The following is a 12,640-nucleotide window of genomic DNA, read 5'->3' on the forward strand; positions in this document are numbered from 1 at the left end:
AGGCCAGCCGCTTCATCCCATCTATGCTCTCAGACCAGCGATGTGATCACCGCGATCGACGGGACGTCGATGACGAACGCATCGCAGTGTGAGCGCCGCGACCGGCGCGAAGAACCCAGGCGACCAGCGAGGCTCACGTACCTGAGCGACGGGAAGGCGAAGACGGCGACCGTGACGCTGGGGACGAGGCCGTCGTAGCCTTCAGTCTTTCCTGATACGGAAGGAGTGAACGGCATGCTGGCTGCTCGAGTGACCGCGCCGAACCGGCTCGAGATCGCGCAGATCGACGATCCGACCCCGGGACCCGGCGGCGCGCTGATCCGCGTCCACGCGGCCGCGATCACCCGCGACGAGCTGACGTGGCCGCTCGACCGGCTGCCGGCGATTCCGTCGTACGAGATCTCGGGCACGGTTGCCGCCCTCGGACCGGGTGCGAACGGCCTAGCGGTAGACGACGAGGTGTTCGCGCTGACGCCCTTCGACCGGGACGGCGGCGCCGCCGAGTACGCGGTCGTGCCGTCGGCGGTCGTGGCGTCGAAGCCGAAGACGCTCGACCACATCCAGAGCGCGGCGATCCCCCTCGCCGGCCTCAGCGCGTGGCAGGCGCTCTTCGACCACGGCGGTCTGCAGCGCGGTGAGCGCGTGATCGTCACCGGCGCCCGCGGCGGCGTCGGCCACTTCGCCGTGCAGCTCGCGCGCTGGGCGGGCGCGGAGGTCGTCGACGGCGGAGAGGCCGACCTCGTCTTCGACACCACCGGCCCCGCAGCACTCACAGGGATCCGGGCCGGCCGCATCGTCTCCGTCGCCAAGGAGGCACCCGGCGTCACCTACTTCATCGTCGAGCCGAACCGCGACCAGCTCGTCGAGCTCGCACGGCTCGCCGACGAAGGCGCAATCCGGCCGGAGATCGACTCCGTGTTCCCGCTCGCCGATGCGCGAGCGGCGTTCGACCGCGTGGCTGAGCGGGGCAAGCGTGGCAAGGTCGTGCTCCGCGTCGCCGGCAGCTAGGCGACCACGCGGTACACTTGGAGGACGCGGCGGTTAGGGTGAGCCGATGAGCGACGGTCGCCGACCCCCTTGACAGGTCGCCCGGCAGGACCGATTCTCCCCCCGGACCACCTCGGCGTGGACCGGGACCCAACCCACATCAGCGCGGAGGATCCACGATGGGCGCACTCTCTCGTCGCGACGTCTTGACCCTGGCCGGTGCCGTGGCCGGCCTCGGCTTTCCCGCCGTGCTCCGGGCCCAGGCCCGAGAGATCCCGATGCTGGGCCTCTGGTCCTTCACAGGCGCCTTCTCCGACGTCGGGCCGGTCCTCGACCGGGGGATGAAGCTGGCCCTGGACGAGCGCGGCATGAAGATCCAGGGCAAGTCCATCAAGTACATCACCCGCGACGACGAGACCAAGGCGGGAAGCGCCACCCGACGGGCCGAGGAAGCCGTCGACTCCGAGGGGGTGAAGTACATCATCGGCCCCTGGTCGTCCGGCGTCGCCCTGGCCGTCTCCGAGGTGGCCAAGCGGAAGAAGGTCTTCCACTACTTCAGTGGGGGCACGGAGGACATCTCGGGCGCGCGCTGCCACCGCTACTCCTTCCAGTGGGCGGCGAGCCCGTACACCGCGGCCAAGACCGTGGTGGACACCTTCATGCAGGCCAATCCCAAGGCCAAGCGCTGGCATCTCCTCGTGGCGGACTACGCCTTCGGCTGGTCGGTGGAGAAGTACGTCAAGGAGGTGGGCAAGGCGCACGGGATCGAGTTCGTGGGCGCCGACCGCCACCCCCTCGGCGAGCGCGAGTTCTCGAACTACGTGACCAAGGCGGCGGGCAACAAGCCCGACGTGGTCGCCATGATCAACTTCGGCCTCGACGCCGTCACCGGCGCCCGCGAGATCTTCAACTTCGGGCTGACCCCGAAGATCCCTCTCATCATGACGTGGTCCTCGGGGGTCGAGGAGCTCGTCCAGCTCGCGCCGGAAATCCGCGAGAACATGTGGGTGGGCTCGAACTTCTACTACACCGCCGACACGCCGGTGGCGCGCGAGTTCGTGAAGAGCTACCAGGCCAAGTTCGGCGGCCCGCCCGGCTACGCGCCCGCCGCCGCCTACGGCATGACGCGGATGCTGCTCCACGCCATGGACAAGGCCAAGTCCACCGAGGTCCCGGACGTCATCAAGGCCTGCGAGGGGCTCGAGGTGGAGGACCTGGTCGGCAAGATGCGCGTGGATGCGAAGACTCACCAGACGCTGCGCCCCTACTTCTTCATGCGCTGCAAGAAGAAGGATGCGATGAAGAACCCGATGGACTTCGCCGACATCATCGCGACGGGCTCGACGCCGCTGCCTGCGGAGTACGCCGCCTGCAAGGACATCGGGTCGCTCTGACCCCAGTGCTCGACGCGTGAAGTTCTCGCTCCTGGTGAGTCAGCTGCTGAACGGGCTCGCCACCGGGATGCTCTATGCCCTCATGGGCATCGGGCTGTCCATCATCACGGGCGTGCTGAACATTCCCAACTTCGCCCACGGCGCCCTCTTCGCCCTGGGCGCCTACCTCCTCTACTCCGTGATCCAGCTCGTCGGCAGCTTCTGGCTCGCCCTGCTGCTGGCGCCGCTCGGCGTGGGCCTTCTGGGGATCCTGATCGAGCTCGGCGGCATCCGGCCGCTCTACAAGGCGGGACACGACTACCAGCTGCTCCTCACCTTCGGCCTGTCGCTGATCGTGACCGAGGGCATCATCATTGTCTGGAGCCCCGTCGGCATGAGTCAGCTTCCGCCCCCGCTCCTGCGCGGGGGCGTCGATCTCGGCATCACCTTCTACCCCAAGTACCGCCTGTTCGTGATGGTGGCGGCGGCGCTCCTCGTGTTCGGCGCCTGGCTCTTTCTCGAGAAGACGCGCTATGGAGCGATCATGCGCGCGGGCATCGAGGACAAGGAGATGGTCACCCTCCTCGGCATCGACGTCCACCGCCTCTTCACCGCCGCCTTCGCGCTGGGCTGCGTGCTGGCCGGCGTGGCCGGGGCCTTGACCGCTCCCATCCGCGGGCTCAATCCGCTGATGGGGGTGGACATGCTCGGCATCGCCTTCGTCGTCGTCGCGCTGGCGGGGCTGGGGAACCTCCTCGGCTCCATCGTGTCGGGCGTGCTCGTGGGAGTGGCGCAGAGCCTGGTCGCGCTCTACTGGCCGGAAGCCTCGGTGGCCGTGATCTTCGCCGTCATGGCCGCCGTCCTTCTCGTCCGCCCCCAGGGACTGTTCGGCATCCGATGAGCGGCTTGAAGGAGGCGCGCATCTGGCTGACCATCCTCGCCGCGGTCGTCCTGCTCCCCGTCGTCGTCCGGCACGCCATCGCCACCGAGATCTGGATCTTCGCCATCTTCGGACTCGGCCTCAACCTGCTCCTGGGATACACGGGACTTCTGTCGTTCGGGCAGGCCACCTTCTTCGGCTCCGCCGGGTACGTCGCCGGCTACCTGCTCAAGCACTATGGGGTCGGCGTGCCCCTGGTCCTCGCCGTCGGCATCGCGGTAGGCGCCCTCACCGCGGCGGTGGTGGGCTATCTCTGCGTACAGCGCGCGGATCTCTATTTCATCATGCTGACGTTCGCGCTGAATCAGATGTTCTACTTCACGGCCTATCAATGGACCTCGGTGACGGGGGGCGAGGATGGTATGCCCGGCATCCCGCGCCCGGACGTCTTCGGGCTCGACATCCACGGGCCCCTCGCGTACTACGCCCTCGTCGCCGTCTTGTTCCTCGTTGCGCTCTGGGTCATGAAGCGCATCGTGGAGTCGCCCCTGGGGAAGATCCTCCAGTCCATTCGGGAGAACGCGCTGCGCGCGGAGGCCCTCGGGTACGACGTCGCCCGGATGAAGCTCGCCGCCTTCGTGATCGGCGGGGCCTTCTCGGGGCTGGCCGGCGTGCTCTACGCGATGCTCTTCGGCATCGTCCCCCTCGAGGCCATCGGCTTCGTCTTCTCCGGCAACGTGGTGTTCGCGACCCTGATCGGCGGCTCCGGCTCGCTGTACGGACCCGTGATCGGCGCGTTCGTGTTCATCTGGCTCTCGGAATCGGTGAGCGCGATGTGGGCCCGCTGGCCGCTCCTGCTGGGGGTGGCCTTCGTGATCGTGGTGCTGTTCTTCCGGGGCGGCGTGGTCGAGGCGTGGGCTCGCTTCTGGGCGTGGCGCGCCGCGCGGCGCGCCCCCACGGCGATGGGGGCCGATGTCTCTGGTTAGGACCGAGCGGCTCACCAAGGCGTTCGGTGCCCTGACCGCCGTCGACGGGGTCAGCATCGAGGTCCAGGAGGGATCGCTCCATTCGGTGATCGGGCCCAACGGGGCCGGGAAGACCACCTTCTTCAATCTCCTGACCGGTCAGCTCGTGCCCACCTCGGGGCGGATCGTCTTCGACGGCCGTGACATCGCGGGCACGCCGCCGCATCATATCGCGCGCCTCGGCATCGCCCGCTCCTTCCAGCGCACGAGCATCTTTCCCGCCCTCACCATCGCGGACAATGTGTGGCTGGCTGCCTTCGCCCGGCAGGAATCGTGGCGCGGCCTGGCGTGGCGCCGCGCCGACGGCTACCCCGCGCTCGCCGACCGCGCCCGTGCGGTGCTGGCCGAGGTGGGGCTGGCCGGGAAGGCGGACCAGCCGGCGCGCGCGATCTCCCACGGTGAGCAGCGTCAGCTCGAGCTGGCCATCGCGCTGGCCGCGACGCCGCGGCTCCTGTTACTGGACGAGCCGGCGGCGGGCTTGTCCCCGGACGAGACCCAGAAGATGGTCGCGCTCGTGCGCGCGCTCAAGGGGCGCTATACCATCGTGCTCATCGAGCACAAGATCGACGTCGTCATGACCATGTCCGACCGGATCTCCGTCATGCACTTCGGCAGCGTGATCGCGGAGGGTACGCCCACCGAGATCCAGCGGAACGCCGAGGTCCGGCGGGCCTACCTGGGTGGCGTCCCGTGACATGATCCTCGAGATCAGTGCGATCGACACCTACTACGGCCTCGGTCACATCCTCCACGGCCTCTCCCTCGCCGTTGCGGAGGGCGAGGTGGTGGCGCTGCTGGGACGCAACGGGGCCGGCAAGACCACCACGCTCCGCTCGATCAGCGGCCTCACCCCGCCGCGCCGGGGCACCATCGCGTACAAGGGCGCGAACATCGCCGGCGTCCCGGCGCATCGGATCTCGCGGCTCGGCATCGCGCTCGTGCCGGAGACCCGCGGCATCTTTTCCTACCTCACGGCGCGGGAGAACCTCGAGATCGCCCGCCGCCCCGGCACGCGGTGGCCGATGGAGAAGATGCTGGCGCGGTTCCCCAAGCTCCGCGAGGTCCTGGATCGCAAGGGGCGCTTTCTCTCGGGCGGGGAGCAGCAGATGCTGGCCATCGCCCGCGCCCTCCTGACCGGGCCCGAGCTGCTCCTGCTGGACGAGCCCTCCCAAGGCCTGGCTCCGCTCGTTGTCGAGGCGGTCATGGGGACGATTCTCGAGCTCAAGCACGAGCGCGTCAGCATGTTGCTGGTCGAGCAGAACGCCGAGATGGCGCTGCGGCTGGCCGACCGCGTCTATGTCATCGATCACGGAACCATCGTCTTCGAGGGCACGCCGGACGCCCTCCGCGCCGACCATCGGGTCACCGCGACCTACCTCGGGGTTGGCGGCTGATCGGCGGAGATACGCCATGGAGCCGGTGGCGGAGGGAAGGTTCCTTATCGACTGCCACGTCCACCTGGCCGCGGTGCCGGAGGGGGACAACGGCTGCTACATCTCCCCGAAGATGCTCCGGAGCCCGCTCTTCCGTCTGCTGATGTGGAAGCAGGCCCTCGATCCGGCGAGACCGCGCGAGGCGAATCGCAAGTACGTCGATGATCTCCTGACCGAGCTCCGTGCCTCGCAGCACGTCCGTCAGGCGGTGCTGCTCGGCATGGACGGCGTCTACGATCAGGCCGGCCGGCTCGATCGGGAGCACACGGATTTCCTGATCGGCAACGACTACGTGCTCGCGACCGCGCGCGCTCACCCCGGCGCGTTCCTGGCCGGCGTCTCCATCAACCCGATGCGGCGGGACGCGATCGACGAGGTGCATCGCTGCGCGGAGGCGGGCGCCGCGCTCGTGAAGGTGCTGCCGAACGCCCAGCAGTTCGATCCCGGGGATGCGCGGCACAAGCCCTTCTACCGGGCGCTTGCCGCGAGGAGGCTGCCGCTGCTCAGCCACGTGGGCTATGAGTTCAGCCTGATCGGCAAGGACCAGTCGATGGGCGATCCCAACCGCCTCCGCGTGCCCCTGGACGAGGGCGCGACGGTGATCGCCGCCCACGCGTGCAGCTACGGCCTGGTCCTCCGCGAGAAGTTCCTCCCGACGCTGCGCGAGCTCGCGGGCCGCTATCGCGGCTTCTATGCCGACGTCTCGGCGCTGACGCTGCCCAATCGCTTCCGCATGCTCCTGCACCTGAGAAAGCACCCGGAGCTCCATCCGCGCCTGCTATTCGGCACGGACTATCCGCTCCCCGTGTTCGGCTTTCCCGCCTGGGGCCGCAGGGCGCCGAGGTCCGGAAACCGCTTCGATCGGCAGGCGGTGGTGTGCGGGGCCCTGGGGATCGGCGTTCGCTCACTCGGCGATCTCCTGCCGCCCGCGACGAAGTAGACCACGGCAACCACGCCCCGCCCCCCCTGGAGGACGCCGACGCGTATGCATGCGCTTCGCCTCGCCGCCGTGATCATCGCGCTCGGACTGGCGCTCGCCGCGCCCTCCATCGCTCAGGAGACGCCGCGAATGGGCGGCGTGCTCAAGGTGGCCGCCATCGGGGAGCCGCCCACGCTCGACATCCCCTCGAGCACCGCCACGCTCGGCTACGAGATCATGTGGCGCGTCAACGAGGGCCTCTTCACGTACGACAAGGGCTTCAATCCCATCCCGATGCTCGCGAAGTCGCACACGGTGAAATGACGTCCGCCGACGTGGTGCCGTCGCCCCGCCGCTGGGGGCGCGTGGCCTCGGTGGGGCGCACGCGGTGGAAGTATGTCGAGGCGGTGGAGGCGAAGGATCCCTACACCGTGGTGATCAGCATGAAGCAGCCGTCGGAGCTCCAGGTCGAGGTGGACGTGAAGAAGAGCAAGGCCATCATCGACCGGCTACAGACGGCGTTCTACGAGGACGTGGGGCAGGTGAAGCTCGGCGACTACTTCACCCTGGACGTCGCGCGTCGGGATCTGCGCGGCGAGTTCCGCCCCGCGCCCCGCATGTACTTCTGGAATAGCTGGCTCGCGCGCTGACCCGTTACGGGAACAGCCGCTCGGCGTTCTTGTAGGCGATCTTCTCGGCGACGTCGGGCGGGAGCTGCTTGAGGTAGGCGCGCACCTCGCTCACGGAGCCGGGGAGCGCTTCCCAGCGCGACGTCACCCACGTGTCCGTGCCGGCGAGGAAGCGGTCGGGATGACGTAGGAACACGGCGCGCCAGGCCGGATCGAGCGTGCCGCCGGGCGCGACGTCGCCGTTGCGGAGGGCCAGATCCACCCAGAGGGTCGGGTAGCGATCCAGGAGTACGCCCACTGCCTGTGGACCCGAGGACATCCCCGCGTGCGCCCAGATCACCTTGAGCCGCGGCTCCAGCGTGAAGAGCTCGACGATGGCCACCTCGTCGGAGTGCGCGTGGAGGTAGATGCCCTCGCGCAGCACGATCTCGGTGAGGCGCTTGATCACCGGTGTGCCGACCTGGCCGCCATAGAGATGGAACTCGCCGATGCCCTTGTGCACCTTGAGCGCCAGGCGCGACTCGAGGTAGGGAATGACCGACGGGTCTTGCCACCAGTGGCCCATGTCCTCGCGCGTGCGGTAGGGACGCAGGATCGGCACGATGCGCTGGGGATCCTTCTGGTAGAGCTTGATCGTCCCGTCGTCGGGCGTGCTGGAGACGAGCGCGCGCTTGATACCGGCCTGCTGGATGATGCCGAGGATGCGCGCCTCCGGATACTCGGCCCAGTCGGGCGCGCTGTAGTGGATATGGGTGTCGAAGATCGGAAGCTCGGCGCTCTGCGCGCGCAGCGTCGGGGCAGGGAGGAGCAGCGCGGCAGCCAGAGCCAGCAGCGCCGCGGCCGGCATGAGCAGCGAGAGCCGAAGGATCCGGGTCCGCATCGCGCGACACCATAGCACGGGTGTACCATTTGGGCCATGAACGGCTTCACCGTCGCGCTGCTGACCGCGGCCGTGCTCGCCGCCGCCTCGCCCGCCGGGGCCCAGATCACCGGTATCGGTGGCGGGGCGCGGTATCCGTACTCGAACAACCCGGTCGACCGGGTGTACCAGGACGTGCAGAAGCCGCTGCCGCGCCTGCCCGCTGCGCCACCGCCGGCCACCCGCTGGGTGCCGGAGCAGCGCGCGATCGACCCGGGCACTCGGCAGGAAGTCGTGATTCCCGCTCACGAAGAGCGGCGCATCACGGATACCCAGGTGAACGTGCCGACGCTCCCCGCCTACAGCCCGAGCGGGCCGGCGTTCATTCCGGGGGGCGACCGCCCGCCGGCCGAGCTGCGCCCGGGGCCCTGAGACCGCTCTCGTGCTCGACACGGTCGGCATGTCCGAGATCAACAAGATCTTCGAGGTGCTGGACGCTATCGGTGTGCACCGCGAGCACGTGGTGATCCCGCTGGCCACTGGCAAGGGCCGCGTGCGCCGCATGCCCTCCGGCAAGCTCGAGATCATCGTGGACGCCGAGACGCCCATCGACGAGTGGCTGAAGGGCCTGCCCGCGATGATCCAGGAGGCGCAAGCCCGGTGAGCCGCGCCGGGCTCCGCCGGGAGCTCGGCCTCGTTTCGCTGCTCGCCATTGTCTTCTTCAACGTCAGCGGCGGGCCCTACGGCATCGAGGATGCCATCTCCTCCTTCGGGCCCGGGTTCACGCTGGTTCTCCTGGTCCTCACGCCGCTGGTCTGGAGCCTCCCCGTCTCCCTCGCGATGGCCGAGCTCGCCGCCGCGCTCCCCGAAGAGGGCGGGTACGTCGCGTGGGTGCGCCGCGCCTTCGGCCCCTTCTGGGGTTTTCAGGTCGGCTGGTGGAGCTGGGTCAACTCCTTCGTGGACGTGGCGGTGTACCCCGCGCTCTTCGCCGACTACGCGAAGTACTGGTTCCCCGACATGTCGAGCGCCACCCGGTGGACGATCGCGCTCGTCTTCATCTGGGCGCTCACCGCGCTCAACGTGGCGGGCGTCCGCCTCACGGGCCGGACCGCGGTGGGGCTGAGCCTGGGCGCGCTCCTGCCCGTCGCGGTATTCACGCTGCTTGCCGCGCTCCACGCCGAGCACGCGCCCTGGAGACCCTTCGCCGCGGAAGGGGAGGGCCTTCTCACCGGCATCGGCCTCGGGCTCGCGGTGATGATGTGGAACTACTCCGGCTGGGACAATCCCAGCACCCTGCTCGGCGAGACCGAGCGCCCGCGCTCCGACTACCGGCGCGCCATGCTGACCGCGGTGCCCCTGATCGCGCTCGCATATCTCCTCCCGGTGGCGGCCGGCCTGTCCGTCTCGCCCGACTGGGAGAAATGGGACACGGGGCACTTCCCGCAGGTCGCGGAAGCCGTGGGCGGCTGGGCGCTCGGCAGCTTCGTGACCGCGGGCGCCCTGTTCGCCACCGCGGGGCTCTTCCTCGCCGGTCTCCTCGCAAATTCGCGCCTGCCCTATGCGCTGGCGAGCCTCGGCCAGCTCCCCGCATGGCTGAGCTCGGTGAGCGCCCGCACCGGCACGCCGTGGGCCGCGGTGGTGCTGTCGAGCCTCTGCTACAGCGCCTTCGCGGTGTTCTCGTTCAAGGAGCTGATCGTCCTCAACATCTGGCTCTATTCCATCGCGCTCCTCCTCGAGCTCGCCGCCTTCGTGGCGCTGCGTCTGCGGGAGCCCGATCTGCCGCGTCCCTGGCGCGTCGGCGGGGGCGCGCTCGGCATGTGGCTGGTGGCGGCCCCGCCCGCCGCGCTCAGCTTGCTCGCCATGGCGACGGCGGGCTGGCAGAACACGGTGGCCGGCGTCATCGCGGCGTTCACCGGTCCCGCCGCGTACTGGGTGTTCAGGCGCGGGGCGCGCGCAGGAGCACGGTCCACGGCTCCACGCGCGTGATCACGAGCAGGCCCGACGCCGTCCAGGGATCGGCGGCGAAGCGGGGCCGCACCGCCTCCTCGCTCGTGGAGTCGACCACGAGCAGCACCTCCGCCCGCGCGCAGCTCGCCCGAGCCCAGCGGGCCGCCGAGCACGATGAAGCCGTCGGCGGCGAGCGCGTTCATGAAGGCCGCGTGCTCGGCCCACTGGGCCTGGCTCCGCATGGGCACGGTGGTGTTCCACGCCGCCCCGGGCGCGCGGCGCACCGTGAGATAGGTCGGCATCGTCTAGCCGCCGTAAAGTGCGGTGCTCAGGTACTTCATGCCGGAATCGACGGCCAGCGTGACCACCGTCTGGTCGGGCCCGAGCTGTTTCGCCACGCGCAGCGCCGCCGCGATATTGGCGCCGGTGGACGTGCCCGCGAAGATGCCCTCGTGCCGCGCGAGGACACGCGCCGTCTCCATCGCCTCCTGCGAGGAGACGGGTTGGATCTCGTCGGCCAGCTTGTCGTGCCAGAGCGGCACCACGAACCCGGCGCCGGTGCCCTCGATCTTGTGCGAGCCGCTGGGCCGGCCCGAGAGCACCGCCGACTCCTCCGGCTCCACGGCGATGATGCGCACCGACGTGTCGTGCGATCGCAGCCGCGTGGAGATGCCGCGGAGCGAGCCCGCCGTGCCCACGCTCTGCACGAAGGCGCTGATGCGGCCCTCCGCCTGCTCCCAGATCTCCTCGCCCATCCGCTCGTAGCTGGCGAGCTGATCGGTGTTGTTGAGCTGGTCGGTCCAGTAGCAGCCCGGCGCCGCGGCGAGCCGCCGAGCCGTCTCGATCATCTCGAGCGTCAGCGCCTTGGTCGTCCCGCCGGTGGGGCTGGGGATCAGCGTGAGCTGGGCGCCGAGCGCCCTCATGTGATCGCGCTTCTCCTTGCTGAACGCTTCCGACGTCACGATCTGGAGCGGAATCCCCTTCGCCGCGCACACGAAGGCGAGCGACACGCCGGTACTCCCGCCGGTGTACTCGACCACGGAGCCGCCGGGCTTGAGCCGTCCGTCGGCCTCCGCCGCTTCCACCATCGCGAGGGCCATGCGGTCCTTCATGCTGCCCGTCGGATTCTCGTACTCCAGCTTGACGAGGATGCGCGCGCTGCCCGGTGGCACGAGTTGCACGAGCGGGGCGAGGCGGGTGCGGCCGATCGTGGCGAGTATGCTCACGCGATCCCCTTCACAGCTCGACCTCCATGGCGACGATTAACCGCGAGACATTGCTTGGAAGCGGGCGCCGCTCCCCAGTGTGGCGAAAGCCGGCCTTCGTGTACAGGGCGATCGCGGCCGGCTCATGCGCGGGCGCCCAGAGCGCGAGCCGCGCCAGTCCGCGGCCGCGCGCCCAGTCGAGCACGGCCCGCAGCAGCGCCTGCCCGATGCCGCGGCGGCGCCACGCGGGGACCACCCACATGCCGCCGACCCGGCCCGTCTCCGCGCGCTCGCGATCCAACAGCCCGTACGCCGTACCCACGATCTCGTCGCCCTCGCAGGCGAGGACCATGATCTGGCCGCCGGGCGCCGTCACGTGGCGTGTCATCTCCTCCCAGTACGACACCGGCTGCGACTCGGCGTGAGACAGGGTCTCGCCGAAGGAATCGGGCGCGTCGCGCAGGGCGCTGAGGCGGAGAGTGCGGTGGAGGGCGGCCTCGTGGGGAGCCAGGACACGGACCTGCATCGCTCGGCCCTGGCCGATCAAGCCCACACGGAGGGCGGATGACCCTGCGCCGTGGCCTCGAGGATCGGGCGCGTGTTCGCGTCGACCGCGCTCGGAGGCGCCTGCGCGAGAATCGCGCGCGTGAGCTCCGGCAACCCCATCAGCATGACGGAGAGACGCACGAGGGCGCCGTCCCGCGCCTCCAGGCGAAACCACTTCATCGCGGGCGCGTACCGATCAGCGTGCTGGGCGGGTGTACCAGCCGGCCGCTCATCGGGTTCGGCGCCCCGTCTCACGCGAAGCCGTGACGAGCCGCGCGGCCATGTCCGCCGCCGCGTCGAGCGCGCTCCCGCGCGGCGGGATGACGGCCAGCTGCAGCCCCGCCTCGTGCGCGGCGCGCCACACCCCCGCGCGGAAGGCGGTGTCGGCGAGGAGGCCGCCGGCCCAGCTCACCGCCACCGGTGGGCGCAAGCGGAGGCGCGCGGCGAGGTCGGCCACCAGCTCGGCCAGGGCGACCTGGGCGCCGGCCACGATGGCGGACGCGATGGGATGGCCGCGGCGCGCGGCCCGCAGCGCCGAGGGCGCCAGCGCGGCGACCCGCGCCACCGCGTCGGGCCGGAGGGCCAGGCGGCGCAGGGCGAGAACGCCGGCGTGGCGCCGGGCGACGGGTAGCCACGCGCGGCCGATCCAGAAGGCCGAGCCCTCGTCGCCGAGCAGCGGACCGAGCCCGCCGGCGCGCGACCATCGGCCGCGCGCGTCGCGGCCGAGGACGATCGATCCCGTTCCGGCGAGGACGAGGAGGCCCGGTTCGTCGCCGAGCGCGCCGAGCAGCGCGGCTTCGACGTCGGAGATCACCTCGACGTGTTGCGCGGCGCGTC

18 protein-coding genes are annotated in these 12,640 nt (G+C 70.1%); 12 read left to right on the plus strand and 6 right to left on the minus strand.

Going from position 1 to position 12,640, the window contains the following annotated elements; genetic code table 11:
* The first annotated feature begins 234 nt into the window (after positions 1-234).
* From VFX14_11230 to VFX14_11270, 9 genes are all read left to right on the plus strand, one after another.
* Positions 235-1,008 (plus strand): NADP-dependent oxidoreductase, encoded by a 774-nt coding sequence (locus VFX14_11230; protein ID HEU5190252.1) that lies wholly within the window; start codon positions 235-237, stop codon positions 1,006-1,008.
* Between the two features lie 158 nt (positions 1,009-1,166).
* Complete coding sequence (locus VFX14_11235) at positions 1,167-2,381, plus strand: ABC transporter substrate-binding protein (protein ID HEU5190253.1); 1,215 nt, start codon at positions 1,167-1,169, stop codon at positions 2,379-2,381.
* A gap of 16 nt (positions 2,382-2,397) precedes the next feature.
* A complete protein-coding gene (locus VFX14_11240; GenBank protein ID HEU5190254.1) occupies positions 2,398-3,261 on the plus strand; it encodes a branched-chain amino acid ABC transporter permease in 864 nt (287 codons plus the stop codon).
* Positions 3,258-4,226, plus strand: coding sequence for a branched-chain amino acid ABC transporter permease (locus tag VFX14_11245; protein HEU5190255.1), 969 nt, complete (start codon positions 3,258-3,260; stop codon positions 4,224-4,226). Before VFX14_11240 ends, VFX14_11245 begins: the two co-directional genes overlap by 4 nt.
* Positions 4,213-4,959, plus strand: a complete 747-nt coding sequence (locus VFX14_11250) for an ABC transporter ATP-binding protein (GenBank protein ID HEU5190256.1) — start codon at positions 4,213-4,215, stop codon at positions 4,957-4,959. Before VFX14_11245 ends, VFX14_11250 begins: the two co-directional genes overlap by 14 nt.
* A gap of 4 nt (positions 4,960-4,963) precedes the next feature.
* Positions 4,964-5,659 (plus strand): ABC transporter ATP-binding protein, encoded by a 696-nt coding sequence (locus VFX14_11255; GenBank protein ID HEU5190257.1) that lies wholly within the window; start codon positions 4,964-4,966, stop codon positions 5,657-5,659.
* 16 nt (positions 5,660-5,675) lie between these two features.
* Positions 5,676-6,638 carry an amidohydrolase family protein gene (locus VFX14_11260; protein HEU5190258.1) on the plus strand — a complete coding sequence of 321 codons (963 nt, stop codon included), beginning with the start codon at positions 5,676-5,678 and terminating at the stop codon, positions 6,636-6,638.
* A 45-nt stretch (positions 6,639-6,683) separates the two neighbouring features.
* Entirely contained in the window at positions 6,684-6,941 is a 258-nt protein-coding gene (locus VFX14_11265; protein ID HEU5190259.1) for a hypothetical protein, read from the plus strand.
* The gene (locus VFX14_11270; GenBank protein ID HEU5190260.1) at positions 6,938-7,267 is read left to right on the plus strand and encodes a hypothetical protein; all 330 of its coding nucleotides are present in this window, start codon (positions 6,938-6,940) and stop codon (positions 7,265-7,267) included. Before VFX14_11265 ends, VFX14_11270 begins: the two co-directional genes overlap by 4 nt.
* 4 nt (positions 7,268-7,271) lie before the next feature.
* Here the strand turns inward: VFX14_11270 and VFX14_11275 are convergent, their stop codons facing one another.
* Positions 7,272-8,126 (minus strand): amidohydrolase family protein, encoded by an 855-nt coding sequence (locus VFX14_11275; GenBank protein ID HEU5190261.1) that lies wholly within the window; start codon positions 8,124-8,126, stop codon positions 7,272-7,274.
* Positions 8,127-8,162: 36 nt separating this feature from the next.
* Here VFX14_11275 and VFX14_11280 point away from each other — a divergent pair, with 36 nt between their 5' ends.
* From VFX14_11280 to VFX14_11290, 3 genes are read left to right on the plus strand one after another with little or no spacing between them, the layout of a single operon-like run.
* The gene (locus VFX14_11280; protein ID HEU5190262.1) at positions 8,163-8,537 is read left to right on the plus strand and encodes a hypothetical protein; all 375 of its coding nucleotides are present in this window, start codon (positions 8,163-8,165) and stop codon (positions 8,535-8,537) included.
* Between the two features lie 10 nt (positions 8,538-8,547).
* The gene (locus VFX14_11285) at positions 8,548-8,769 is read left to right on the plus strand and encodes a hypothetical protein (GenBank protein HEU5190263.1); all 222 of its coding nucleotides are present in this window, start codon (positions 8,548-8,550) and stop codon (positions 8,767-8,769) included.
* Positions 8,766-10,091 carry an APC family permease gene (locus tag VFX14_11290; GenBank protein HEU5190264.1) on the plus strand — a complete coding sequence of 442 codons (1,326 nt, stop codon included), beginning with the start codon at positions 8,766-8,768 and terminating at the stop codon, positions 10,089-10,091. Before VFX14_11285 ends, VFX14_11290 begins: the two co-directional genes overlap by 4 nt.
* Here the strand turns inward: VFX14_11290 and VFX14_11295 are convergent.
* The 5 genes from VFX14_11295 to VFX14_11315 all read right to left on the minus strand — a co-directional run.
* Positions 10,042-10,170, minus strand: coding sequence for a hypothetical protein (locus VFX14_11295; GenBank protein HEU5190265.1), 129 nt, complete (start codon positions 10,168-10,170; stop codon positions 10,042-10,044). The genes VFX14_11290 and VFX14_11295 overlap by 50 nt on opposite strands.
* A 187-nt stretch (positions 10,171-10,357) precedes the next feature.
* Positions 10,358-11,278 carry a cysteine synthase family protein gene (locus tag VFX14_11300; GenBank protein HEU5190266.1) on the minus strand — a complete coding sequence of 307 codons (921 nt, stop codon included), beginning with the start codon at positions 11,276-11,278 and terminating at the stop codon, positions 10,358-10,360.
* Between the two features lie 10 nt (positions 11,279-11,288).
* Positions 11,289-11,783, minus strand: a complete 495-nt coding sequence (locus tag VFX14_11305) for a GNAT family N-acetyltransferase (GenBank protein HEU5190267.1) — start codon at positions 11,781-11,783, stop codon at positions 11,289-11,291.
* 17 nt (positions 11,784-11,800) lie between these two features.
* Positions 11,801-11,983, minus strand: coding sequence for a hypothetical protein (locus tag VFX14_11310; GenBank protein HEU5190268.1), 183 nt, complete (start codon positions 11,981-11,983; stop codon positions 11,801-11,803).
* Between the two features lie 49 nt (positions 11,984-12,032).
* Positions 12,033-12,640 (minus strand): BadF/BadG/BcrA/BcrD ATPase family protein (locus VFX14_11315; GenBank protein ID HEU5190269.1); only part of this gene is annotated, 608 nt, incomplete at its 5' end.

It is taken from the genome of Candidatus Methylomirabilota bacterium (assembly GCA_035764725.1).
Classification (GTDB): domain Bacteria; phylum Methylomirabilota; class Methylomirabilia; order Rokubacteriales; family CSP1-6; genus DASRWT01.